General features: G+C 53.6%; 23 protein-coding genes and 2 tRNA genes. 18 read left to right on the top strand and 7 right to left on the bottom strand.

Annotated elements, in window-relative coordinates; all coding sequences use genetic code 11:
* Positions 1-10 precede the first annotated feature (10 nt).
* A tRNA-Asp gene (locus ACOTX4_RS23040) sits at positions 11-87 on the top strand.
* 160 nt (positions 88-247) lie between these two features.
* Complete coding sequence (dkgB, locus tag ACOTX4_RS23045) at positions 248-1,051, top strand: 2,5-didehydrogluconate reductase DkgB (protein WP_023315437.1); 804 nt, start codon at positions 248-250, stop codon at positions 1,049-1,051.
* 30 nt (positions 1,052-1,081) lie between these two features.
* Here the strand turns inward: dkgB and yafC are convergent, their stop codons facing one another.
* Entirely contained in the window at positions 1,082-1,987 is a 906-nt protein-coding gene (yafC, locus tag ACOTX4_RS23050) for a DNA-binding transcriptional regulator YafC (protein ID WP_032657297.1), read from the bottom strand.
* A 103-nt stretch (positions 1,988-2,090) separates the two neighbouring features.
* Here yafC and ACOTX4_RS23055 point away from each other — a divergent pair, with 103 nt between their 5' ends.
* The 3 genes from ACOTX4_RS23055 (at position 2,091) to ACOTX4_RS23065 (ending at position 5,055) form a co-directional block, all read left to right on the top strand.
* Positions 2,091-3,266, top strand: coding sequence for an MFS transporter (locus ACOTX4_RS23055; RefSeq protein WP_045337376.1), 1,176 nt, complete (start codon positions 2,091-2,093; stop codon positions 3,264-3,266).
* A 137-nt stretch (positions 3,267-3,403) separates the two neighbouring features.
* Positions 3,404-4,204: an endonuclease/exonuclease/phosphatase family protein gene (locus tag ACOTX4_RS23060; RefSeq protein WP_003863247.1), complete on the top strand. Its 801-nt coding sequence runs from the start codon at positions 3,404-3,406 to the stop codon at positions 4,202-4,204.
* A gap of 77 nt (positions 4,205-4,281) precedes the next feature.
* Entirely contained in the window at positions 4,282-5,055 is a 774-nt protein-coding gene (locus ACOTX4_RS23065; RefSeq protein ID WP_045332021.1) for a class I SAM-dependent methyltransferase, read from the top strand.
* 52 nt (positions 5,056-5,107) lie between these two features.
* Here the strand turns inward: ACOTX4_RS23065 and mltD are convergent, their stop codons facing one another.
* Both mltD and gloB read right to left on the bottom strand, forming a co-directional pair.
* Positions 5,108-6,472 (bottom strand): murein transglycosylase D, encoded by a 1,365-nt coding sequence (gene mltD, locus ACOTX4_RS23070; protein WP_022650424.1) that lies wholly within the window; start codon positions 6,470-6,472, stop codon positions 5,108-5,110.
* Positions 6,473-6,540: 68 nt separating this feature from the next.
* A complete protein-coding gene (gene gloB / locus ACOTX4_RS23075) occupies positions 6,541-7,299 on the bottom strand; it encodes a hydroxyacylglutathione hydrolase (RefSeq protein WP_022650425.1) in 759 nt (252 codons plus the stop codon).
* Positions 7,300-7,331: 32 nt separating this feature from the next.
* Here gloB and ACOTX4_RS23080 point away from each other — a divergent pair, with 32 nt between their 5' ends.
* Positions 7,332-8,048 carry a class I SAM-dependent methyltransferase gene (locus ACOTX4_RS23080; protein WP_017383714.1) on the top strand — a complete coding sequence of 239 codons (717 nt, stop codon included), beginning with the start codon at positions 7,332-7,334 and terminating at the stop codon, positions 8,046-8,048.
* Here ACOTX4_RS23080 and rnhA read toward each other — a convergent pair whose 3' ends face one another.
* Positions 8,049-8,627 (bottom strand): ribonuclease HI, encoded by a 579-nt coding sequence (gene rnhA, locus ACOTX4_RS23085; protein WP_160840538.1) that lies wholly within the window; start codon positions 8,625-8,627, stop codon positions 8,049-8,051.
* Between rnhA and dnaQ the strand changes: the two genes are divergently transcribed.
* Positions 8,581-9,312, top strand: a complete 732-nt coding sequence (gene dnaQ / locus ACOTX4_RS23090; RefSeq protein WP_003863237.1) for a DNA polymerase III subunit epsilon — start codon at positions 8,581-8,583, stop codon at positions 9,310-9,312. The genes rnhA and dnaQ overlap by 47 nt on opposite strands.
* A gap of 132 nt (positions 9,313-9,444) precedes the next feature.
* A tRNA-Asp gene (locus ACOTX4_RS23095) sits at positions 9,445-9,521 on the top strand.
* Between the two features lie 100 nt (positions 9,522-9,621).
* Here the strand turns inward: ACOTX4_RS23095 and ACOTX4_RS23100 are convergent.
* Together ACOTX4_RS23100 and fadE are read right to left on the bottom strand one after the other, a co-directional pair.
* Positions 9,622-10,392, bottom strand: a complete 771-nt coding sequence (locus tag ACOTX4_RS23100) for an amidohydrolase (protein ID WP_003863235.1) — start codon at positions 10,390-10,392, stop codon at positions 9,622-9,624.
* A 108-nt stretch (positions 10,393-10,500) separates the two neighbouring features.
* Positions 10,501-12,945 carry an acyl-CoA dehydrogenase FadE gene (gene fadE, locus ACOTX4_RS23105; protein WP_045332025.1) on the bottom strand — a complete coding sequence of 815 codons (2,445 nt, stop codon included), beginning with the start codon at positions 12,943-12,945 and terminating at the stop codon, positions 10,501-10,503.
* Between the two features lie 239 nt (positions 12,946-13,184).
* Here fadE and lpcA point away from each other — a divergent pair, with 239 nt between their 5' ends.
* Positions 13,185-13,763 (top strand): D-sedoheptulose 7-phosphate isomerase, encoded by a 579-nt coding sequence (gene lpcA / locus ACOTX4_RS23110; protein ID WP_003863232.1) that lies wholly within the window; start codon positions 13,185-13,187, stop codon positions 13,761-13,763.
* Between the two features lie 48 nt (positions 13,764-13,811).
* Positions 13,812-14,579 carry a class II glutamine amidotransferase gene (locus tag ACOTX4_RS23115; protein ID WP_003863229.1) on the top strand — a complete coding sequence of 256 codons (768 nt, stop codon included), beginning with the start codon at positions 13,812-13,814 and terminating at the stop codon, positions 14,577-14,579.
* Here ACOTX4_RS23115 and dpaA read toward each other — a convergent pair.
* Positions 14,550-15,290 (bottom strand): peptidoglycan meso-diaminopimelic acid protein amidase, encoded by a 741-nt coding sequence (gene dpaA, locus ACOTX4_RS23120; protein WP_023315473.1) that lies wholly within the window; start codon positions 15,288-15,290, stop codon positions 14,550-14,552. The two genes, ACOTX4_RS23115 and dpaA, sit on opposite strands and share 30 nt — an antisense overlap.
* A 300-nt stretch (positions 15,291-15,590) precedes the next feature.
* On the opposite strand from dpaA, the gene ACOTX4_RS23125 reads away from it, so the two are divergent.
* The 8 genes from ACOTX4_RS23125 (at position 15,591) to dinB (ending at position 22,796) form a co-directional block, all read left to right on the top strand.
* A complete protein-coding gene (locus ACOTX4_RS23125) occupies positions 15,591-16,934 on the top strand; it encodes a Na(+)-translocating NADH-quinone reductase subunit A (protein WP_023315474.1) in 1,344 nt (447 codons plus the stop codon).
* Positions 16,935-16,936: 2 nt separating this feature from the next.
* Positions 16,937-18,172, top strand: coding sequence for an NADH:ubiquinone reductase (Na(+)-transporting) subunit B (locus tag ACOTX4_RS23130; RefSeq protein WP_045332027.1), 1,236 nt, complete (start codon positions 16,937-16,939; stop codon positions 18,170-18,172).
* On the top strand, positions 18,165-18,959 hold the full coding sequence (locus tag ACOTX4_RS23135) for a Na(+)-translocating NADH-quinone reductase subunit C (RefSeq protein WP_003863221.1): 795 nt from the start codon (positions 18,165-18,167) through the stop codon (positions 18,957-18,959). The genes ACOTX4_RS23130 and ACOTX4_RS23135 overlap by 8 nt, the downstream gene beginning before the upstream one ends.
* Entirely contained in the window at positions 18,952-19,590 is a 639-nt protein-coding gene (locus tag ACOTX4_RS23140) for an NADH:ubiquinone reductase (Na(+)-transporting) subunit D (protein WP_003863219.1), read from the top strand. Before ACOTX4_RS23135 ends, ACOTX4_RS23140 begins: the two co-directional genes overlap by 8 nt.
* Positions 19,591-19,596: 6 nt before the next feature.
* On the top strand, positions 19,597-20,193 hold the full coding sequence (nqrE, locus tag ACOTX4_RS23145; protein WP_003863217.1) for an NADH:ubiquinone reductase (Na(+)-transporting) subunit E: 597 nt from the start codon (positions 19,597-19,599) through the stop codon (positions 20,191-20,193).
* 10 nt (positions 20,194-20,203) lie between these two features.
* Positions 20,204-21,427 carry an NADH:ubiquinone reductase (Na(+)-transporting) subunit F gene (gene nqrF / locus ACOTX4_RS23150; RefSeq protein WP_023315477.1) on the top strand — a complete coding sequence of 408 codons (1,224 nt, stop codon included), beginning with the start codon at positions 20,204-20,206 and terminating at the stop codon, positions 21,425-21,427.
* A gap of 2 nt (positions 21,428-21,429) precedes the next feature.
* Positions 21,430-21,630 (top strand): (Na+)-NQR maturation NqrM, encoded by a 201-nt coding sequence (nqrM, locus tag ACOTX4_RS23155; protein WP_003863212.1) that lies wholly within the window; start codon positions 21,430-21,432, stop codon positions 21,628-21,630.
* A 107-nt stretch (positions 21,631-21,737) separates the two neighbouring features.
* The gene (dinB, locus tag ACOTX4_RS23160) at positions 21,738-22,796 is read left to right on the top strand and encodes a DNA polymerase IV (RefSeq protein ID WP_003863209.1); all 1,059 of its coding nucleotides are present in this window, start codon (positions 21,738-21,740) and stop codon (positions 22,794-22,796) included.
* Positions 22,797-22,808 lie beyond the last annotated feature (12 nt).

Raw genomic sequence — 22,808 nt, forward strand, 5'->3', positions numbered from 1 at the left:
AGTATTCGGTGGAGCGGTAGTTCAGTCGGTTAGAATACCTGCCTGTCACGCAGGGGGTCGCGGGTTCGAGTCCCGTCCGTTCCGCCACTTATTAAAAGCCCTGAGCTAACGCTCAGGGCTTTTTTCTTATCTGTCATTTGATTGTTGCGAAATTAGCAAAAATCCTCTGCGTTTTACGATCTTTTTCGTCATAACAACTACAGCGATAATCTTCCTCAGTTTACGAACATAACGATTGAGGAATCATATGACTATCCCTGCACTGGGTCTGGGCACTTTTCGCCTGAAAGACGATGTTGTTATTGCATCTGTTAAAACCGCACTCGAGTTGGGCTATCGTGCTATTGATACGGCGCAGATTTATGATAACGAAGCTGCCGTAGGCCAGGCCATCGAAGAGAGTGGCGTACCGCGCGACGAACTTTTCGTCACCACTAAAATCTGGATTGAGAATCTCAGCAAAGACAAGCTGATCCCAAGCCTGAAGGAAAGTCTGAAAAAGCTGCGTACTGATTATGTTGATCTGACGCTGATCCACTGGCCATCTCCTGATGATGCCGTCTCTGTGGAAGAGTTTATGCAAGCGCTGCTGGAAGCAAAAGAGCAAGGCTTAACGCGTGAAATTGGCATCTCTAACTTCACCATCCCGTTGATGGAAAGGGCCATCGCCGCAGTGGGTAAAGAGAATATTGCCACCAACCAAATTGAACTCTCTCCTTACCTGCAAAACCGCAAAGTCGTGGACTGGGCGAAACAGCATAGTATTCACATCACCTCGTACATGACGCTGGCATATGGTAAGGCGCTGAAAGATGAAGTGATTGCGCGCATCGCTGAGAAACACAATGCGACAGCCGCACAGGTGATCCTGGCATGGGCGATGGGTGAGGGCTATGCCGTGATCCCGTCTTCAACCAAACGTGAAAACCTGGCAAGTAACCTGTTAGCGCGGGATCTCCAGCTTGATGATGAAGATAAAAACGCGATCGCTGCACTGGAATGCAACGATCGTCTTGTCAGCCCGGAAGGGTTAGCACCAGACTGGGATTAATAAAAACCCTCCCTCTGTACCTTTAAACCCTCACACAGCTCCTCCGGGAGCTGTTTTTATATGTTCGCTAAGGAAGTCGATAAAAGCGCGTATGCGCGTACTTACCGCTCTGTCACTGTAATACACTGCGCTAAAAGGCATCTCTACAGGTAAGCGTTTGTCAGCCATCAGTTCTACAAGCTGACCCGCAGCTATTTCCTTATCAATCATATAGTCTGATAAACAGGCGATCCCATTTCCTTCAAGACAAAGCTGTTTCAGCGTTTCTCCGCTATTAGACGAAAGTCCGCAGGTGATCTCATGAAGTTGTCCGTCATGACAGGCTACGGGCCAGGTGTTCAGCGAGACAGGTTCCGTAAAGCCCAGGCACAGGTGCTGCTTCAGCTCCTCAACGGTCTCCGGTTTGCCATGCTCTGCAATATATTGCGGTGACGCGATCATTTTGCGATAGCTGGTGAACAGAGGGCGAGCGCGTAAGCTTGAATCCGTCAGGGTTCCGGCGCGGATCGCCACATCCACTTTACGCTCAATAAGATTGATAAACGTTTCCGAGGAGACCAGAGACAGGGTCATCTCCGGGTAGCGCTCACGAAAGGGCTTAATCAGCGGCATCAAAAAATGAAGCACGACCGGCGTAGCCGCATCGATGCGCAGCAATCCGCGCGGGGTGCTGCGCGATTCCATTATTTCCGTTTCTGCCGCCGCCATCTCCTGCAAAACGGACTGCACGCGTCGAAAATAACGTTCACCTTCTTCCGTCAGGCTGAGCTGCCGCGTTGTCCTATTAAGCAGACTCACCCCGAGCTTCATCTCCAGCTTTTTCACCGAGCGGCTAATGGCGGAGTTCGCCTGCCCGAGCTGTTCGGCCGCACGGCTGAAGCTGCCGCTTTCAACAACGGCAACAAAGATAGTCAGTTCTTCCGATGTGGCTTTCATTATTGCATCATCCGCAAAATTCTATTGAGATTCTAACCATTTTTGTTATTTAAACACTGGCGCATACTGCCTGTCATCTTAATCCTGAAGAGACGGAGTATTTATGCCACTGGCGCTTCTTGCCCTGACGATCAGTGCCTTCGCAATTGGCACGACCGAATTTGTTATTGTAGGACTTGTTCCCACCATTGCTGAACAACTCGCCATTTCGCTGCCTTCTGCCGGGCTGCTGGTATCTATTTACGCTTTAGGCGTCGCTGTTGGGGCGCCTGTGCTGACCGCATTGACTGGGCGCTTTGCGCGTAAAAAACTGTTAGTTGCCCTGATGGTGCTCTTCACCGCCGGCAATATTCTGGCGTGGCAGGCTCCGGACTACACCACGCTGGTCATTGCCCGTTTGCTGACTGGCCTCGCGCACGGTGTCTTCTTCTCCATCGGTTCCACGATTGCAACCAGCCTGGTGCCAAAAGAGAAAGCGGCGTCAGCCATTGCGATTATGTTTGGCGGCTTAACCGTTGCGCTGGTCACCGGCGTGCCGTTAGGAACGTTTATTGGGCAACATTTTGGCTGGCGAGAAACCTTCCTCGCGGTATCGCTGTTGGGCGTGATTGCTATGGTAGCCAGCCTGCTGCTGGTACCCTCCAGTATTCCGGGGCGCGCGAGCGCCAGCCTGAGCGATCAGGTTAAGGTTCTCACACACCCGCGCCTGCTGCTGATCTATGCCGTTACGGCTCTGGGTTATGGAGGTGTGTTCACTGCGTTCACCTTCCTTGCACCGATGATGCAGGAGCTGGCTGGTTTTTCTCCGGGCGCAGTGAGCTGGATTTTACTGGGCTACGGTATCTCCGTCGCAATCGGCAATATCTGGGGCGGCAAGCTTGCAGATAAGCATGGTGCGGTACCGGCGCTAAAATTCATTTTCGCCGCGCTGGTTGTCCTGCTGATGATTTTCCAGTTCACCGCGTCGATACAATACGCCGCGCTGGTAACCGTGTTGGTTATGGGAATATTCGCGTTTGGTAACGTACCGGGATTGCAGGTCTATGTTGTACAGAAAGCCGAACGCTATACGCCCAATGCGGTGGATGTCGCATCCGGCCTGAATATCGCCGCATTCAATATCGGCATCGCACTCGGATCGGTTATCGGCGGGCAGACGGTTGAACACGTTGGATTAACCCAAACGCCATGGATTGGTGCGGTAATTGTGCTTGTCGCTTTCCTCCTTATTGGTCTGAGTGGACGGCTTGATAAACCCGCTCGCGTCGCGCTTGGATAAGTATCAGTAAGTGCTTGCTTACAAAACTGGAAAGCGGTTTCTCAGTAATTGCGTTGAAAGTGTGACCTAAAATCCCTATAACATTAGAACCAGTCCGTTTTCCGGGCTGGTTCATGTTACAGAGGTCGTTTCCAAAAGTGCGAAAAAATACCTATGCCATGCGTTATGTTGCCGGAATGCCCGCGGAGAGGATCTTGCCTCCGGGGTCGTTTGCGAGCCTGGGTCAGGCATTACCAGCGGGCACGCCATTAAGCAGTGACGAAAAAATTCGCGTACTGGTGTGGAACATCTTTAAACAACAGCGTGCGGAGTGGTTATCCGTACTTCAAAATTTTGGTAAAGATGCGCATCTGGTTCTGTTACAGGAGGCGCAAACCACGCCTGAGCTGGTCAGGTTTGCAACGACAAACTATCTTGCAGCCGATCAGGTGCCTGCCTTTGTTCTGCCACAGCATCCTTCTGGGGTGATGACCCTTTCAGCCGCACATCCGGTCTATTGCTGCCCGCTGCGTGAACGTGAGCCGATCCTGCGTCTGGCAAAATCGGCGCTGGTCACAGTCTATCCGTTGCCCGACACCCGTCTGCTGATGGTGGTAAACATTCATGCGGTGAACTTCAGCCTCGGTGTTGATGTGTACAGTAAGCAGTTACTTCCCATTGGCGATCAGATTGCTCATCACAGTGGGCCGATCATTATGGCAGGGGACTTCAATGCCTGGAGCCGTCCGCGTATGAACGCGTTGTACCGCTTCGCGCGTGAAATGTCGCTGCGTGAAGTTCGTTTTAACGATGACCAGCGCAAGAAAGCGTTTGGCCGTCCTCTTGATTTCGTCTTCTATCGTGGTTTGAGCGTACACGATGCGTCCGTTCTGGTGACGCGCGCCTCCGATCATAATCCTCTACTAGTTGAATTCAGTCCCGGCAAACCTGATAAATAATGGTGCGTCAGGTCTGCCGTGGGGCAGGCCTGTGCGGGTGCTGCCCTTTATTTTTTAACCCATAAAAGGACAGCAACATGACAACAACACACTCCCATCATGACAACGTCGATAAACAGTTCGGTTCGCAGGCAAGTGCCTACCTGAGCAGCGCCGTGCACGCCTCTGGCCGCGACCTGGTGCGTCTCGGCGAGCGGCTCGCCGCGTTTCCTGACGCGCACGTGCTGGACTTAGGCTGCGGGGCGGGGCATGCCAGTTTTACCGCCGCAGAGCAGGTTGCTCAGGTGACGGCGTATGACTTATCGAGCCAGATGCTCGATGTGGTCGCTGAAGCGGCGAAAGCGAAAGGGCTGAATAACGTCACGACGCGCCAGGGCTACGCTGAATCATTACCCTTTGAGGATGCATCGTTTGAGGTTGTGATTAGCCGTTACTCTGCACACCACTGGCATGATGTGGGGCAGGCATTACGGGAAGTGAAACGCGTACTCAAACCGGGCGGAATCTTCATCATCATGGACGTGATGTCTCCCGGACATCCGGTACGAAATATCTGGCTCCAGACGGTTGAAGCGCTGCGTGATACCTCGCACGTGCAAAACTACTCCAGTGGAGAGTGGCTTACGTTTATCACCGAAGCCGGCTTGATTTCACGCTCATTGATAACCGACCGTTTGCCGCTGGAGTTTGCGTCATGGATTGCGCGGATGCGCACCCCCGAGGCATTAACTCAGGCGATCCGATTGTACCAGGAGAGCGCCTCTGCTGATGTGAAGGCGTACTTTGAGCTGCATGACGATGGTTCGTTTACTAGCGACACCATTATGGCTGAAGCGCAAAAAGCAGGATAAACAAAAAAGGCACCGAGGGGAATCGGTGCCTTTTTAACAAGCGAACGTACTATCAGGAATCTGGCGTAGCGCTGTTTTTCACAAACAACGTCAGTTGGTCGCCAGGTTGCAGGTTGTCAGTATCGTTGTTCCAGCGCATCACATCTTTGATGTTTACGCCGTGACGCTTAGCAATACTGGACAGCGAGTCGCCTTTACGTACGCGATAGGTAATGCTATCGCTGTTTTTAGCGAGACGCTGTGCGCTGCTACCTGCACCTACGTTCAGCGTTTGACCCACTTTCAGACCAGATCCGCGCAGATTATTCCACTGCTGGAGATCTTTCGCATTCACGCCAAGACGTGATGCAATACCTGAAAGCGTATCACCTGAACGCACCTTATAGCTGCGGCTGCTTACAGGCGACGTATCAGCGATCAGCGTGGACTGAACGGCTGCGATTTCACCTGAAGCTAAAGACTCTCGTAACTGTTCCGCATGTTTCTGCGGAACCATCACATAGCGTGGGCCGCTAGCACCCAGCGTGGAGCCTTTAACACCTGCATTAAAGGTTTTAAGCTTACTTACCGACATACCCGTCATATCGGCAACCTGTTGAATATCAACCGGGCTGCTGAGGCGGACACGCGCCAGTGCACGACTTTCGTCTGGTGTTGGCAGTTGTACACCGTAACGTTTGCTGTTCTTGAGAATGTCACTCAGTGCCAGCATTTTCGGTACGTAAATCTTTGTTTCCTGTGGCAGTGAGAGCGACCAGAAGTCTGTGGATTTTCCACGCGCTTTATTCGCTTTCATTGCCTTCAGTACACGACCTTCACCACTGTTATACGCCGCGACAGTCAATAACCAGTCGCCGTCAAACATCTTGTTCAGACGTTGCATCATGTCGAGAGCGGCTGTCGTTGAAGCGACAACATCACGACGCGCATCGTAGTTGCGGGTCTGCTTTAAACCATAATTTCGCCCTGTGCTCGGAATGATCTGCCAGATGCCTGCTGCATTGGCGCCAGACGTCGCGTGCGGGTCAAAAGCGCTCTCCACTATGGGTAGTAGTACCAGTTCCATAGGCATGTTACGTTTCTTAACTTGCCCGGCTATCCAGTACATATACGGCTCTGCCCGTAATGTTACATCGTGGAGATAGCTCTTATTTCTCAAATACTTCTGTTTCTGTTCGCGAATCCGGCTGTTTTCCGGAATTCCCATCTTTAGCTCGTCGCCAATAGAGGCCCACAAGTCTTGTTCCTGCGCGAAGGATGTCCCATCGTCCAACCATCGCGCCTGACTCGTAAACTTCCCTGCTTCCCCTTGACCAGCCGCAGAAAGGCTCTGTGCGTGCTGTTGTACGTTGCTGCCGTTTTGTGACTGGCAACCTACAAGCAGGACAGAGGCGAGTAATATCGCTTTTGCCTTCATGTGTGTGTCAATAGTTGCTTAAAAGACGAGCGATGATAACGGCGAAATTTTGAAAAGGCAACCCGCAATTATCTGAAGTTATCTTTCTTTGACCTTAACCATGCAAATCGCGCTTCAGGTTGTAACAAATTTGTTTCTTGATTAATTTTATTAATTAAATCAACATCATCAGTTCTTAAAAATAAATTAATTTGTCGTTCATTTTTCAGAATTACGGGGAGTGTTTTTTGGTTTTTTGCACGTAACTCCTTCACTTTCAGGTAATAATCCTGAATCGCCCGATCCTCAGGCAGCACGCTTGCAGCAAACTTCATATTCCCTAATGTATACTCATGTGCGCAACAAATTACGGTGTCGGCTGGAAGCGCATTAATTTTTTGTAAAGATTGATACATCTGTTCTGGCGTGCCTTCAAACAGCCTTCCACAGCCGCCAGAAAACAGCGTGTCGCCACAAAACAGATAAGGTTTGCTGTAGAAACAGAGATGACCGGAAGTGTGACCTGGCGTAGCAAATACGGAAAACTCCCACCCGAGGATGAGGATACTTTCGCCTTCTTCGACAACTTGCGTCGTACCCTTATCCTGTGTCTCTGCCGGTCCGTAGACTGGAAGATGAGGATAGCGCGCAAGGAGATCGGGAACACCGCCGACATGATCGTGATGGTGATGGGTAAGTAGGATCGCTTCAGGCTGCCAGCCGTTTTCTTTTATCGCGTGCAGGATCGGTGCGGATTCGCCTGGATCAACAATGATGCATCTGCGATCGTCGTCGACTAAAACCCAGATGTAATTGTCCTGAAAGGCGGAAATACTGATAAGATTCATGCATTACCTCTTATAGCGTGGCGGGTGTTTTGATGAAACCGGCAAGGATACCTCAGACTGTCGCACCACCGGAACGTTGGGCAGAGTTGCCCTGGGGTGAATATTATCGCGAGGCCTTAGAACTTCAGCTTAAACCCTGGCTCGCGAAAATGTATGGTTTTCACCTGCTTAAGATTGGCAATCTGAGCGCAGAAATCAATACCGAAAGCTGCGCTATCTCGCATCAGGTTAGCGTATCGCTTAATGGCTCCCCGGTTCAGGTGAAAGCGGATCCGCTGCATTTGCCGTTTGCGGAAAAATCCATTGATGCCTGTCTGCTCGCCCATACGCTGCCCTGGTGCAGCGATCCCCATCGTCTGCTGCGGGAAGCCGACCGCGTTTTGATTGATGACGGCTGGCTGATCCTGAGCGGTTTTAATCCGCTGAGTCTGATGGGGCTACGTAAACTGACGCCCGTTCTGCGCCGCACGCCGCCCTATAACAGCAGGATGTTTACCATGATGCGCCAGCTGGACTGGCTTTCACTGTTAAATTTCGAAGTGCTGAGCTATGGGGGTTTTCAGGTCATCCCCTGGACGCGTAAAGGCGGGGTTTTATTAAGCACCCATTTACCCGCGCTGGGCTGCATGCAATTTATTGTCGCGCGTAAGAGGACGATCCCCCTTACGCTAAACCCAATGAAGCAAAGCAAATCAAAAACGCGGATCCGCCAGACCGTGGGGGCCACGCGGCAATACAAAAAACCGTGATCAGGATTCAGGTTGATAACCTGCATCCTCATGGGTTGGGTTGGATGCCGCCGCGCGAGCCAGCTCGTCACAGCGTTCGTTTTCAGGATGACCGGCGTGCCCCTTTACCCACTCCCATTTGATTTCGTGCTGACCGAGGGCGGCATCAAGACGCTTCCAGAGATCGACATTCTTGACCGGTTTTTTCTCTGCCGTTTTCCAGCCGCGTTTTTTCCAGTTGTGGATCCATTGGGTAATGCCCTGGCGGACATACTGGCTGTCGGTACTCAGCACCACGTCGCAATGTTCTTTTAACGCTTCCAGCGCCACGATGGCCGCCATCAACTCCATGCGGTTGTTGGTGGTCAGGAAATAGCCTTCACTAAAGGTTTTTTCATGCTGGCGATAGCGCATAATGGCACCATAGCCGCCGGGCCCTGGGTTACCGAGACAAGATCCATCGGTGAAAATTTCTACCTGTTTACGCATCTCTGGTAGACTTCCTGTATTTGAAACGTTCAGTAAAACGATAAGTCTGACATAAATGACCGCTATGAGCACTGCAATTACTCGCCAGATTGTTCTCGATACCGAAACCACCGGTATGAACCAGATTGGCGCCCACTACGAAGGGCATAAAATCATTGAGATTGGTGCCGTTGAAGTGGTGAACCGTCGCCTTACGGGCAACAACTTCCACGTTTACCTCAAACCCGATCGGCTGGTGGACCCGGAAGCGTTCGGCGTTCACGGAATTGCCGATGAGTTTTTGCTGGATAAGCCCACCTTTGCCGACGTCGCAGATGAATTTCTCGACTACATCAGAGGTGCGGAACTTGTCATTCATAACGCGTCGTTCGATATCGGCTTTATGGACTATGAGTTCAGCAAGCTCAACCGTGATATTCCGAAGACGAATACGTTCTGTAAAGTCACGGATAGCCTGGCGCTGGCAAGGAAGATGTTCCCCGGCAAGCGTAACAGCCTTGATGCCCTGTGCTCTCGCTATGAGATAGACAACACCAAGCGAACGCTGCACGGCGCGTTGCTCGATGCCCAGATCCTGGCCGATGTCTACCTGACCATGACCGGCGGGCAAACGTCGATGAAATTCAGTATGGAAAATGAATCCCAGCAAACGCGGGATGAAGGGGGAATTCAGCGCATTGTGCGTCAGGCGAATCGCCTGCGGGTTGTTTTAGCCAGTGATGAAGAACTGATGAACCATGAATCTCGTCTCGATTTAGTGCAGAAGAAGGGCGGAAGCTGTTTGTGGCGCACGTGAAAATGTGCCGAAACGTTTGTTAAATCACCGTTTGGGTGAATTTTGCAGCAAACGATTCAAAACCTGAGAAAAAGCGTTGACGAGTTCAGAGGCAAACCGTAATATTCGCCTCGTTCCCCAAACGGGAACAGTGGAGCGGTAGTTCAGTCGGTTAGAATACCTGCCTGTCACGCAGGGGGTCGCGGGTTCGAGTCCCGTCCGTTCCGCCACTATTCAGGCCCACGTTATTTATAACGTGGGCCTTTTTCATTTCTGCTTTTCCCTGATGTTACGCAAGGCGATAAGCCAGGGTAACATCGCGGGTTGCGTTTATCCGATCGTAAACTGATCTGCATCCTGCCAGGCCGGAAACTTCTCCCGATACTCCTTTAACGCCGTTAACGAGATCTCAGCGTCAATTCGTGTTGCCTGATGCGGCTCGGCGGTGGCAATAATCTCACCCTGCGGACTGATCACCCGGCTGTCACCGCGATAGTGATGCCCGTTGCCGTCCGTTCCTACGCGGTTACAGCCAACGACATAAGCCTGATTTTCAATCGCGCGCGCGGTCAGTAAAGCCTGCCAGTGCAGGGAGCGTGGGGCGGGCCAGTTGGCGACGTACAACGCCAGGTCATAATCGTTGCGGTTGCGCGACCACACCGGGAAGCGCAGGTCATAGCAGACCAGCGGCAGAATACGCCAGCCACGCCATTCAAATACCACGCGTTCGCTTCCGGCTTCATAATGTTGATGTTCATCCGCCATGCGGAACAGGTGGCGCTTATCGTAGAAATGCACCTTTCCCTCTGGCTCGACCAGCAGGAAGCGGTTAACCGGCCCGCGTTCGGTCTGGAGGGCGACGCTACCGGCAATCAGCGCGTTTGTCTCCTGCGCTTTGGCGTGCATCCAGGCCACAACCTCGTCCTGCGGCATCGACTGTTTTGCAGCCTCCATCGCAAAACCCGTGGTGAACATCTCCGGCAGGACAATCACATCGCGACCGCTAATCTCTTCGAGCTGGCGATCGAAATGGCGAAGGTTGGCTGGACCGTCCATCCAAACTAAAGGCTGCTGCAAAACAGAAATCTTCAAACCAGGCACGATACCGACTCCTTAAAAGATCGCTTTTTGACACTGTAGCACGTCATTACGAGAAAATGTGGCATTAAAAAACCCCGCACGGAGCGGGGTTGATGGACGCTGAACGTCTTATGCGGCTTCAGGTTTGCGGTGCTTCTCCGGCAGCTTTACCGGCTGTGTCGCCAGCTCTTCCGGTTCGAAATCATCCACGTTAATACTGCGCAGACGGCTCTCTTCGGCTTTCACCAGAATCGCAGCTTCGCTGTTGTCGATGATGCCACCCGCCAGCGCCTGTTTTGCCAGCTCATCCAGTCGTGTAAACGGCAGATTTTTGCCCAGCTGTTTGCAGATCTTCTGGTGAATCGGGTCGGCGGCCATCACGTCAAGCAGCGCCTCTTCCAGCAAACCTACCGGGTTATGCGGGGTAGGTGCCAGATATTGACCCCGACCAATACGAGAGCGGGTTGCGCTCGGTACCTGGAGGATCTTCGCTACCTTGTGATCCAGCTTGTCGGACGGCGCCAGGTGATGACGACCGGTCGGGAAGATCACGACGCGCAGGGCACCTGCCACGAAGCGGTTCGGGAAGTTCGCCAGCAGATCGTCAATTGCCTGTTCGGCCTGATACATCGCATCCTGCACGCCCCAGTGCACCAGCGGCAGATCCGCTTCCTGACGGCCTTCATCGTCGTAGCGTTTCAGCACCGCAGAGGCCAGGAAGATCTGGCTCAGCACGTCGCCCAGACGGGCAGAGATGCGCTCGCGACGCTTCAGGCTTCCGCCAAGAACGGCCATCGAGACGTCAGACAGCAGAGCCAGGTTGGCGCTCAGACGGTTAAGGTGCTGGTAGTAACGTTTGGTCGCATCGCCGGTTGGCGTCGCGCTGGTCAGGCCGCGCGTCAGGCCGAGCCAGAAGCTGCGCACTTCATTGCTGCCCACGTGACCGATATGTTTGAACAGCAGCTTGTCAAAGGCATCCACGTCGTTATTCTGCGCGGCGGCCATCTCTTCCAGCACGTACGGATGGCAGCGAATGGCGCCCTGACCGAAGATCATCATGCTGCGGGTCAGGATGTTTGCCCCTTCAACGGTGATGGCAATCGGAGCGCCCTGATAGCTGCGTGCCAGGAAGTTGCCTTCACCGAGCATGATCCCTTTACCGCCTGCGATATCCATTGCATCAATAATTGACTGCTGTGCACGGTGGGTACAGTGGTATTTCACAATTGCCGACAGCACGGCGGGTTTTTCGCCCAGCATAATTCCGTAGGTAATCAGCGAGGCTGCGGCGTCCATCACGTAGGCATTGCCCGCAATACGCGCCAGCGGCTCTTCGATACCTTCCATCTTGCCGATGGAGATTTTGAACTGACGGCGGATATGCGCGTAAGCCCCAATCCCCATCGCCACCGATTTCAGACCGCCGGTTGAGTTCGACGGCAGGGTAATGCCGCGGCCCACAGACAGACATTCTACCAGCATACGCCAGCCCTGACCGGCCATTTTCGGGCCACCGATGATGTAATCAATCGGGACAAAGATATCCTGACCGCGGGTAGGACCGTTCTGGAACGGTACGTTCAGCGGGAAGTGACGGCGACCAATCTCAACACCTGGGGTCGAGGTTGGGATCAGCGCACAGGTAATGCCCAGATCTTCTTCACCGCCCAGCAGTTTTTCCGGGTCAGAGAGTTTGAACGCCAGGCCCAGCACCGTGGCGATAGGCGCGAGGGTGATATAACGTTTGTTCCAGGTCAGGCGCATGCCCAGCACCTGCTGGCCCTGCCACTCGCCCATGCAAACCACGCCGGTATCGGGGATCGCGCCGGCATCAGAGCCCGCCTCCGGGCTGGTCAGCGCGAAGCACGGAATTTCCTGGCCACGCGCCAGACGCGGCAGGTAGTGATCTTTCTGCTCTTCTGTACCGTAATGCTGTAACAGCTCGCCCGGGCCTAAGGAGTTTGGCACGCCAACGGTAATCGCCAGGATCCCGGAGACACCCGCCAGTTTTTGCAGCACGCGAGCCTGAGCGTAAGCGGAGAATTCCAGACCGCCATACTCTTTCTTAATGATCATCGCGAAGAAGCGATGCTCTTTCAGGTATGCCCACAGCTCAGGCGGCAGGTCGGCCATTTCGTGAGTGATGGCAAAGTCGTTTGCCATGCGGCACGCTTCTTCTACCGGACCATCAATAAAGGCCTGTTCTTCGGCGGTCAGACGCGGCTGTGGATAGTTGTGAAGCTTTTTCCAGTCCGGGTTGCCCTGGAACAGATCGCCTTCCCACCAGGTCGTACCGGCGTCAATCGCTTCTTTCTCTGTACGCGACATCGGCGGCATCACTTTACGGAATCCCCTGAACACCGGCACAGAGATCATCGACTTACGCATCGGCGTCAGGTTAAACGGCAGTAAAATGATGGCCAGGGGAACAAGAACCCAGATATTCCACAGGCCAGCGACGCCAAGTGCAGCCGTCCAGGCCAGAAGAATCAGGCTACTCAGGAATAAACTGACACGGTGATAGAACAACACACCGAGCAGTACAACGGTTGCGAGAATGCTCAAAATCATCATAAAGAAAAGCTCCCTTGCTTGTAGGAGGTCTGACCACTTGTGATGATATGGTTGTAGTTGATGTCATTTCCTTTAGCAATGTGTTTACAAAATAATTACAACCTGGTTCACATTGTTCGCGTTTTAGCCGGCACAAAAAATCAAAACGCCGGACGATTCGCATGGCTTTAGCTTCTCGCTTTTACTGCTATCCGGTACACTCCACTGTGTTATTTCATCAATACTGAAGGATTATCCTCATGTACCAGGATCTTATTCGTAACGAACTGAACGAAGCGGCGGAAACGCTGGCGAACTTTCTGAAAGATGATGCCAATATTCACGCTATTCAGCGCGCGGCGGTCCTGCTTGCCGACAGCTTCAAAGCCGGCGGTAAAGTGCTCTCCTGCGGTAACGGCGGTTCCCACTGTGACGCCATGCACTTCGCCGAGGAGCTGACCGGACGCTATCGCGAAAACCGTCCGGGCTACCCGGCGATTGCGATTTCCGACGTGAGCCACATCTCCTGTGTAGGCAACGACTTTGGTTACGACCACATCTTTTCCCGCTACGTTGAAGCCGTAGGCCGTGAAGGCGATGTGCTTCTCGGTATCTCCACGTCCGGTAACTCCGCTAACGTGATCAAAGCGATCGCCGCCGCGCGTGAGAAGGGCATGAAAGTGATCACCCTGACCGGGAAAGATGGCGGTAAGATGGACGGTACAGCGGACATTGAAATCCGCGTTCCACACTTCGGTTATGCCGATCGCGTTCAGGAAATTCACATCAAAGTGATCCACATCCTGATCCAATTGATCGAAAAAGAGATGGTTAAGTAAGACTTCGCTGGGGGGCGCCGGTGCCCCCCGCTGTTGTGGAGGTGATCTATGTGCGAACTGCTCGGGATGAGCGCCAATGTGCCAACCGATATCTGCTTTAGTTTTACCGGGCTGGTTCAGCGCGGTGGAGGAACCGGGCCGCATAAAGACGGCTGGGGCATTACCTTCTACGAAGGCAAAGGATGCCGCACGTTTAAAGATCCACAGCCCAGCTTTAACTCACCCATTGCCAGACTGGTGCAGGACTATCCTATTAAATCCTGTTCGGTGATCGCCCATATCCGCCAGGCCAATCGCGGCGAAGTGGCGCTGGAAAATACCCATCCGTTTACCCGTGAACTGTGGGGCCGTAACTGGACCTATGCGCACAACGGGCAGCTCTCGGGCTATAAATCACTGGAAACCGGCAATTTTCGTCCTGTCGGTGAAACGGACAGCGAAAAAGCATTTTGCTGGCTGCTGCACAAGCTGACCGAGCGCTATCCCCGTACGCCCGGCAACATGACCGCCGTTTTTAAGTACATAGCGTCACTGGCGTCTGAGTTACGCGCGAAAGGCGTCTTTAATATGCTGCTGTCTGACGGGCGCTACGTGATGGCGTTCTGCTCGACAAATCTGTTCTGGATCACCCGACGTGCGCCGTTTGGCGTCGCCACGCTGCTCGATCAGGATGTGGAAATTGATTTTCAGAAGGAGACCACACCGAACGATGTGGTCACTGTCATTGCAACGCAGCCACTGACGGGCAACGAAACCTGGCAAAAGATCATGCCAGGCGAGTGGGCGCTATTTTGTCTCGGGGACCGCGTAATTTGACGCCAGCTGCGGCTGAACCACTTCATGGCTGAGCGGTTTACTCACCACATAACGGCCATTGACGATGGACACCACCGGCGGCTTATGGGTCTGCTCGAAGTAGTCATAGCCCGGTTTTAGCTGTTTCCAGAAATCTGTGTAAACAGAGTACTTATGGCGTGCCATGTTCGCATCCGTCATACGGAACGGATAGATGCTGACCTGAACATTCGGCTGACCGAAGACCAGTGCGCCCGTGACAAACTGGAAGATTTCATCAATGCCGGAATCCGTCATCGCATAACAGCCGACAGACACGCAGGCGCCGTGGATCATCAGGTATTTCCCTTCGTAACCGTGCGCACGGTCGAAGGCATTGGGGAAACCGATGTTAATCGCTTTATAGAAGCGGCTGTCCGGTTTTAGCTGGTTACGCTGAACGTTGTAAAACCCTTCCGGACTTTTGAAGTCACCCTGCCGCTGTTTCGGCCCCAGCCCGCCAGAATAGTTACAGATTTTGTAGCTATCGAGCAGCTGATACGTCTCGCCCATTTTGACAAACAGATCGAGTGTGCGCTCTTCCTTGAAGATTTGAATATAAACCGGGGATCCCATCAACTGCTGTTTATACTCTTTACTGATCGGCGTCGTTGAACTATTACTGCCAAGCAGCCCGGCAAACGACATGCACGGTATCAGAAGCATCGCAATGAACAATGCGATTTTACGCATACTACTGGTTCCTTGATAAAACAATGACCAACTTGCCAGAACGGCAAAAGACACCCGAAATCAGACTAATCTGGACAGGAGCGCTCACATTAGCACCGATGGAGATTTTCGCAAGAGCCAACCTTTGCGTTTACAAATTAGTTTTACTTTATAACCCATTCACATTGTCCTGACTCCAGGAACTTTGCGCAATAGCTCGCATTTCGGCGCGCCAGACGGCGGATTTGCTGCCCCTGGCAGGGCCTAAAATGGTACACTCCGGCCTCTCTGGATTGTTGTTCATGGATACCTGCTAACCACATGTTTAGAATCAGAAAAGGACTCGATCTGCCAATCTCTGGCGTGCCTGAACAGCACGTTACCACCGGCGCCAGTATTCATCATGTCGCCATTGTAGGTGATGATTACGTGGGCATGCGTCCTGCGATGCTGGTACAGGAAGGCGATCGCGTAATAAAAGGCCAGGCACTCTTCGAGGATAAAAAAAATCCTGGCGTTATGTTTACAGCCCCAGCCAGCGGCACCGTTGTTGCCATCCATCGTGGTGAGCGTCGCGTCCTGCAATCGGTTGTTATTCAAATTGAAGGTGATGAGAAACGCGAATTTGCGCGTTTTGACGCCGCCGATCTCGCCACCCTCAGCCACGACGTGGTGCAGACGCAACTGCTGGAGTCGGGACTGTGGACGGCGCTTCGCACGCGGCCCTATAGCAAAACGCCCGTGCCAGGCACTGTGCCGGCCGCTATCTTCGTTACGGCCATCGACACCAACCCGCTCAGCGCAGATCCGCAGCCTCTTATCCTGGCGGAACGAAAAGCTTTCGATGCCGGCCTCACCGTGTTAACACGCCTGACGCCGGGCAAAGTGCATGTCTGCCAGGCCAGCGGCGGTAAGCTGGGCGGTCATCCGCAAGGGCAGGTGGCCTTTAATGAATTTGCCGGCCCGCATCCGGCGGGGCTGGTGGGAACGCATATTCATTTCCTGGAGCCGGTAAGCCTGACGAAACAGGTCTGGCATCTTAATTATCAGGACGTGATCGCTATCGGTAAGCTGTTCACCACGGGTGAGCTGTGCGCAGAACGCATTATTGCCATCGGCGGCCCTCAGGCAACCCAACCGCGTCTGGTTCGCACGCTGCTTGGGGCTGACCTGACGGCGCTGTTGGCTGGCGAAACGAAAGAGGGTGAAAACCGTATTATTTCCGGTTCGGTGCTGAGCGGCAGGCACGCGACAGGCCCGATGGCCTGGCTGGGTCGTTTCCATCTTCAGGTGAGTGTGGTGCTTGAAGGACGCGATAAAGAGCTGTTCGGCTGGGTACTGCCTGGCGCAGAAAAATACTCGGTAACCCGCACCACGCTCGGCCACTTCCTGCGTCATAAGCTGTTTAACTTCTCCACCAGCACCAACGGCGGTGAGCGCGCCATGGTTCCGATTGGCAACTACGAACGCGTGATGCCGCTGGATATTCTGCCCACCGTGCTGCTGCGGGATCTCCTGGCCGGTGATACCGACGGTGCCCAGGCGCTGGGCTGTCTGGAGCTGGACGAAGAAGATCTGGCGCTGTGTACCTATGTGTGTCCAGGTAAATACGAATATGGACCCGTATTGCGCGAGGTGTTAACCCGCATTGAGCAGGAAGGATAAACATGGGCTTAAAACACCTCTTTGAAAAAATTGAGCCGCACTTTACCGAAGGGAAGCTCAAAAAGTACTACCCGCTGTATGAAGCGACAACGACCATTTTCTACACGCCGGGTCTGGTAACGAAAGGCGCGGCGCACGTTCGCGACGCCATCGACCTCAAGCGAATGATGATTCTGGTCTGGTTTGCGGTCTTCCCGGCCATGTTCTGGGGGATGTATAACGTTGGGTTGCAAACTATTCCGGCGCTGCACCATATGTATGATGCAGAGCAGCTGGCGCAGGTGATTCAGTCTGACTGGCACTATCGTCTGGCACAGTCGCTGGGGGTGAGCTTTGCGGCAGATGCCGGCTGGATCAGCATGATGACGCTGGGCGCTGTCTTCTTCCTCCCCATCTATATGACTGTCTTTATCGTGGGCGGTTTCTGGGAGGTGCTGTTCGCCATTATTCGCAAACATGAGATCAACGAGGGCTTCTTTGTTACCTCTATTCTGTTTGCGCTGATTGTTCCGCCAACGCTGCCGCTCTGGCAGGCGGCGATGGGGATCAGCTTTGGCGTGGTGATTGCCAAGGAGATCTTCGGCGGGACCGGACGCAACTTCCTCAACCCGGCGCTGGCAGGACGCGCGTTCCTGTTCTTTGCTTATCCGGCGCAAATCTCGGGCGACCTGGTGTGGACGGCAGCAGACGGATTCTCCGGCGCGACGCCACTTTCACAGTGGGCGGCTGGCGGCGGCGAAACGCTGGTCAATAATGCAACCGGACAGCCTGTCACCTGGTTTGATGCGTTTATCGGCAATATTCCAGGCTCCATCGGTGAAGTGTCTACCCTGATGATTTTGATCGGCGGGGCTATCATCCTCTTTGGCCGCGTGGCGTCCTGGCGCATTGTCGCTGGCGTCATGCTCGGGATGGTACTCACCGCCACGCTTTTCAACTTCATTGATTCAGACACAAACCCGATGTTCTCCATGCCGTGGTACTGGCACCTTGTGCTGGGAGGCTTTGCGTTTGGCATGATGTTCATGGCCACCGATCCGGTCTCGGCTTCGTTTACCGACAGAGGTAAATGGTGTTACGGCGCGCTCATTGGGGTGATGTGTGTACTGATTCGCGTGGTCAACCCGGCTTATCCGGAAGGGATGATGTTGGCCATTCTGTTTGCCAATCTGTTTGCGCCGCTGTTCGACTACCTGGTCGTGCGCGCCAACATTAAGCGGAGGAAGGCGCGTGGCTGAGATCAAAAATAACGACAGCATCAGCAAAACGCTGCTGGTGGTGCTGGTACTGTGTCTGGTTTGTTCCATTGTCGTGGCCGGTTCTGCCGTAGGGTTGAAACCGCTACAGCAGGAGCAACGTGCGCTGGATAAACAGCGTAACATCCTGGCCGTTGCCGGGCTGATGCAGGAAGGCATGACGAAGGATGACGTCGCAGCGGTGTTTGCCGAACGTATTACCGCACGGCTGGTGGATTTAAAAACCGGGGAGTTAATGGATAAAGACCCGGCGAAATACAACCAGGCGCTGGCGCTAAAAGATCCGCAAATGAGCACCACGCTTGACGCCTCGCAGGATCCGGCAGGCATTAAGCGCCGCAGCAATGTCGCGGAGATTTACCTCGTCCGTGACGAGCAAAAACGCATTCAGAAAATCGTGTTGCCCATCTATGGCAACGGTTTATGGTCAATGATGTACGCCTTTGTGGCGCTGGATACCGACGGCCGTACGGTTAAAGGCATTACTTATTACGATCAGGGCGAAACGCCGGGGCTGGGGGGCGAAGTTGAGAACCCTAACTGGCGGGCACAGTTTGTTGGTAAAAAAGTGCTCGACGACAACGGCCAGCCTGCGCTGAAGGTGGTAAAAGGGGGCGCGCGTCCCGGCGATGAATTTGCCGTTGATGGCCTTTCCGGCGCCACGCTCACCTCAAACGGTGTGCAGCACAGCTTTGATTTCTGGATGGGTGAACTGGGCTTTGGTCCCTTCCTGAAGAATGTACGTGAAGGAGCGCTGAATAATGGCTGATACGGGTGAACTGAAAGAAGTTAAAAAGGTGCTGATTGGCCCGCTGTTAGCCAATAACCCGATAACGCTTCAGGTGCTGGGGGTGTGCTCGGCGCTGGCGGTCACCACCAAGCTGGAAACGGCGGTGGTCATGACGCTGGCGGTAACGCTGGTGACAGCTTTTTCCAGCATGTTTATCTCAATGATCCGCCACCACATACCCAACAGCGTAAGGATCATCGTGCAGATGGCGATCATCGCCTCGCTGGTGATCGTGGTCGATCAGCTCCTGCGCGCCTTCGCCTATGAAACCTCGAAGCAGCTTTCGGTGTTTGTCGGCCTGATTATCACCAACTGTATCGTGATGGGGCGTGCTGAAGCCTATGCGATGAAAATGCCGCCGCTGGCGAGCTTTATGGACGGTATCGGCAACGGCCTGGGTTACGGCGTAATCCTGTTGACGGTTGGTTTCCTGCGCGAACTTATTGGCAGCGGCAAGCTGTTTGGCATTCCGGTGCTGGATACGGTACAGAACGGCGGCTGGTATCTGCCGAACGGCCTGTTCCTGCTGGCCCCAAGCGCATTTTTCATTATCGGTTTGCTGATCTGGCTGATTCGTACGTTGAAGCCTGAACAGCAGGAAAAGGAGTAACCGACAATGGCTCATTACCTGAGTTTATTTGTGCGCGCGGTGTTTGTTGAAAACATGGCGCTCGCTTTCTTCCTGGGCATGTGTACGTTCCTTGCCGTTTCTAAAAAGGTATCGACGGCATTTGGTCTGGGCGTGGCAGTTACCGTTGTGCTGGGGCTTTCCGTTCCAATTAACAACCTGGTATTCAACTTCGTGCTGCGCGATGGCGCGCTGGTGGAGGGGGTTGATCTTAGTTTCCTGAACTTCATCACCTTTATCGGAGTGATTGCGGCGCTTGTTCAGATCCTGGAGATGATCCTCGATAAATACTTCCCGTCGCTGTACAACGCGCTGGGGATCTTCCTGCCGCTGATCGCCGTGAACTGCGCCATTTTTGGCGGTGTTTCCTTTATGGTTCAGCGTGATTACAACTTCAGTGAATCGGTTGTGTATGGCTTCGGTTCCGGTATCGGCTGGATGCTGGCGATTGTTACCATGGCGGGGATCCGTGAAAAAATGAAATATGCCAACGTACCTGCGGGGCTTCGTGGCTTAGGGATCACCTTTATCACCACCGGCCTGATGGCGTTGGGCTTTATGTCCTTCTCCGGTGTGCAGCTATAAGGGCTAACAAATGGAAATTATTCTTGGCGTGGTGATGTTCACGCTGATAGTACTGGTGCTGTCAGGGCTGATCCTGGCGGCGCGTGCGAAGCTGGTCAATTCCGGGGATGTGATCATTGATATCAATGACGATCCGCAGAATCAGATCCGTACCCCGGCAGGGGATAAGCTGCTTAACACGCTCTCCGGCAACGGGATTTTTGTCTCGTCTGCCTGTGGCGGCGGTGGCTCCTGTGGCCAGTGCCGTGTGACGGTGAAAGAGGGCGGCGGTGATATTCTGCCAACGGAACTGTCGCATATTACGAAGCGTGAAGCGAAAGAGGGATGCCGTCTGGCGTGTCAGGTCGCTGTGCGCCAGAACATGAAGATTGAGCTGCCGGAGGAGATCTTCGGCGTGAAAAAATGGGAGTGCGAAGTTATCTCTAACGATAACAAAGCCACGTTCATTAAAGAGCTCAAGCTGCGTGTCCCTGAAGGGGAGAGCGTCCCGTTCCGTGCGGGTGGGTATATCCAGATTGAATGTCCGGCACACACCGTCGCGTATGCTGACTTCGACGTGCCCGAAGAGTACCGGGCCGACTGGGATAAATTTAACCTCTTCCGCTTTGTTTCCGAGGTAAAAGAGCCCGCGCTCCGCGCCTATTCCATGGCTAACTACCCGGAAGAGAAGGGCATTATTATGCTCAACGTGCGTATCGCCACGCCGCCACCGAATGTGCCTGATGCCCCCCCTGGCGTCATGTCATCCTATATCTGGTCCCTCAAGCCTGGCGACAAAGTGACGATTTCCGGCCCGTTCGGCGAATTCTTTGCCAAAGATACTGACGCGGAGATGGTCTTTATCGGCGGCGGAGCGGGTATGGCGCCGATGCGTTCGCATATCTTTGACCAGCTCAAACGACTTGGCAGCAAGCGCAAGATCAGCTTCTGGTACGGAGCGCGTTCACTGCGCGAAATGTTCTATGACGATGAGTTTGAACAACTGGCACGTGATAACCCTAACTTTACCTTCCATGTGGCGTTATCCGATCCGCAGCCGGAAGATAACTGGACAGGCTATACGGGCTTCATCCACAACGTGCTGTATGAAAATTACCTCAAACAGCACCCGGCACCGGAAGACTGCGAGTTCTATATGTGTGGTCCACCAATGATGAACGCGGCCGTGATTAAGATGCTAAAAGATCTTGGCGTGGAAGATGAGAACATCATGCTCGATGATTTCGGAGGCTGATTATGCTGACCTTTCTGGCGACCTTTGCGGTGTTTGTGCTGGTGATCTTCGGCATGTCCTTAGGCTGGATCATCAAGCGTAAAAGCATTCAGGGCAGTTGCGGAGGCATCTCTTCCATCGGAATGGAAAAAGTGTGCGATTGTCCGGAACCGTGCGATGCGCGGAAAAAGCGGATGGCTCGCGAGCAGCAACGCATTATTTAGTCTTCCTGGTCGGGTAAGGCAACGCCGCCACCCGACAATTTCCATGCACACTTCTCAACCCTCATTTGTTTACTGTATACTTATCCAGTAACGAGTGAGGGCTTACTATGCGCAAAATAATCCACGTCGATATGGACTGCTTTTTTGCCGCAGTGGAGATGCGTGACAACCCGGCGCTGCGGGATATTCCCATTGCCATTGGCGGCAGCCGGGTACAGCGCGGTGTCATCAGCACCGCCAACTATCCTGCTCGCAAATACGGCGTGCGCAGCGCCATGCCGACAGCGATGGCGCTGAAACTGTGCCCGCATCTCACTCTTTTGCCCGGACGTTTTGATGCCTATAAAGAAGCATCGAGCCACATTCGGGAGATCTTTTCCCGCTACACCTCACTGATTGAACCGTTATCGCTGGATGAAGCCTATCTGGATGTCACCCACAGCGTGCACTGCCACGGCTCCGCCACCCTGATGGCGCAGGAGATCCGCCAGACTATTTTCAACGAGCTGAACCTGACGGCATCGGCGGGTGTCGCGCCGGTCAAATTTCTCGCCAAAATCGCCTCCGATTTAAATAAGCCCAACGGCCAGTACGTTATCACTCCGGAAGAGGTTTCGGCGTTTTTAAAGACGCTGCCGCTCAGCAAAATCCCCGGAGTGGGCAAAGTCTCCGCCGCGAAGCTGGAAAGTATGGGGCTACGCACCTGCGAAGACGTTCAGCGCAGCGATCTGGCGCTGCTGCTTAAGCGTTTTGGCAAGTTTGGCCGCGTACTGTGGGAACGCAGTCAGGGCATTGATGACCGGGATGTGAACAACGAACGGCTGCGTAAATCGGTCGGCGTTGAACGCACGCTGAGTGAAGATATCCATGACTGGACCGAATGTGAAACCATTATTACGGAACAACTCTATCCTGAACTTGAACGACGCTTACTGAAGGTCAAACCGGATCTGCTTATTGCCCGGCAGGGCATCAAACTGAAATTTAACGATTTTCAGCAAACGACGCAGGAACACGTCTGGCCACGCCTCAACAAAGAGGATCTTATCGCGACGGCAAAAAAGGCATGGGAAGAACGGCGGGGCGGGCGAGGGGTGAGGCTGGTGGGGCTGCACGTCACCTTGCTGGATCCGCAGCTGGAGCGTCAGCTGGTGTTGGGACTGTAGATTACGCTAATT

The organism is Enterobacter cloacae complex sp. IR5459 (assembly GCF_049238005.1).
Classification (GTDB): Bacteria; Pseudomonadota; Gammaproteobacteria; order Enterobacterales; family Enterobacteriaceae; genus Enterobacter; species Enterobacter hormaechei_C.

What these genes read in the sequence shown, in the direction of transcription:
- ACOTX4_RS23080 (WP_017383714.1), top strand. Translation starts at nt 7,332, where the DNA reads ATGAAACCGGCAAGGATACCTCAGACTGTCGCACCACCGGAACGTTGG.
- dinB (WP_003863209.1), top strand. Translation starts at nt 21,738, where the DNA reads ATGCGCAAAATAATCCACGTCGATATGGACTGCTTTTTTGCCGCAGTG.
- dnaQ (WP_003863237.1), top strand. Translation starts at nt 8,581, where the DNA reads ATGAGCACTGCAATTACTCGCCAGATTGTTCTCGATACCGAAACCACC.
- ACOTX4_RS23065 (WP_045332021.1), top strand. Translation starts at nt 4,282, where the DNA reads ATGACAACAACACACTCCCATCATGACAACGTCGATAAACAGTTCGGT.
- dpaA (WP_023315473.1), bottom strand. Translation starts at nt 15,290, where the DNA reads ATGCGTAAAATCGCATTGTTCATTGCGATGCTTCTGATACCGTGCATG.
- nqrE (WP_003863217.1), top strand. Translation starts at nt 19,597, where the DNA reads ATGGCTCATTACCTGAGTTTATTTGTGCGCGCGGTGTTTGTTGAAAAC.
- yafC (WP_032657297.1), bottom strand. Translation starts at nt 1,987, where the DNA reads ATGAAAGCCACATCGGAAGAACTGACTATCTTTGTTGCCGTTGTTGAA.
- lpcA (WP_003863232.1), top strand. Translation starts at nt 13,185, where the DNA reads ATGTACCAGGATCTTATTCGTAACGAACTGAACGAAGCGGCGGAAACG.
- ACOTX4_RS23125 (WP_023315474.1), top strand. Translation starts at nt 15,591, where the DNA reads ATGTTTAGAATCAGAAAAGGACTCGATCTGCCAATCTCTGGCGTGCCT.
- ACOTX4_RS23140 (WP_003863219.1), top strand. Translation starts at nt 18,952, where the DNA reads ATGGCTGATACGGGTGAACTGAAAGAAGTTAAAAAGGTGCTGATTGGC.
- fadE (WP_045332025.1), bottom strand. Translation starts at nt 12,945, where the DNA reads ATGATGATTTTGAGCATTCTCGCAACCGTTGTACTGCTCGGTGTGTTG.
- gloB (WP_022650425.1), bottom strand. Translation starts at nt 7,299, where the DNA reads ATGAATCTTATCAGTATTTCCGCCTTTCAGGACAATTACATCTGGGTT.
- ACOTX4_RS23055 (WP_045337376.1), top strand. Translation starts at nt 2,091, where the DNA reads ATGCCACTGGCGCTTCTTGCCCTGACGATCAGTGCCTTCGCAATTGGC.
- mltD (WP_022650424.1), bottom strand. Translation starts at nt 6,472, where the DNA reads ATGAAGGCAAAAGCGATATTACTCGCCTCTGTCCTGCTTGTAGGTTGC.
- ACOTX4_RS23115 (WP_003863229.1), top strand. Translation starts at nt 13,812, where the DNA reads ATGTGCGAACTGCTCGGGATGAGCGCCAATGTGCCAACCGATATCTGC.
- nqrF (WP_023315477.1), top strand. Translation starts at nt 20,204, where the DNA reads ATGGAAATTATTCTTGGCGTGGTGATGTTCACGCTGATAGTACTGGTG.
- ACOTX4_RS23130 (WP_045332027.1), top strand. Translation starts at nt 16,937, where the DNA reads ATGGGCTTAAAACACCTCTTTGAAAAAATTGAGCCGCACTTTACCGAA.
- nqrM (WP_003863212.1), top strand. Translation starts at nt 21,430, where the DNA reads ATGCTGACCTTTCTGGCGACCTTTGCGGTGTTTGTGCTGGTGATCTTC.
- dkgB (WP_023315437.1), top strand. Translation starts at nt 248, where the DNA reads ATGACTATCCCTGCACTGGGTCTGGGCACTTTTCGCCTGAAAGACGAT.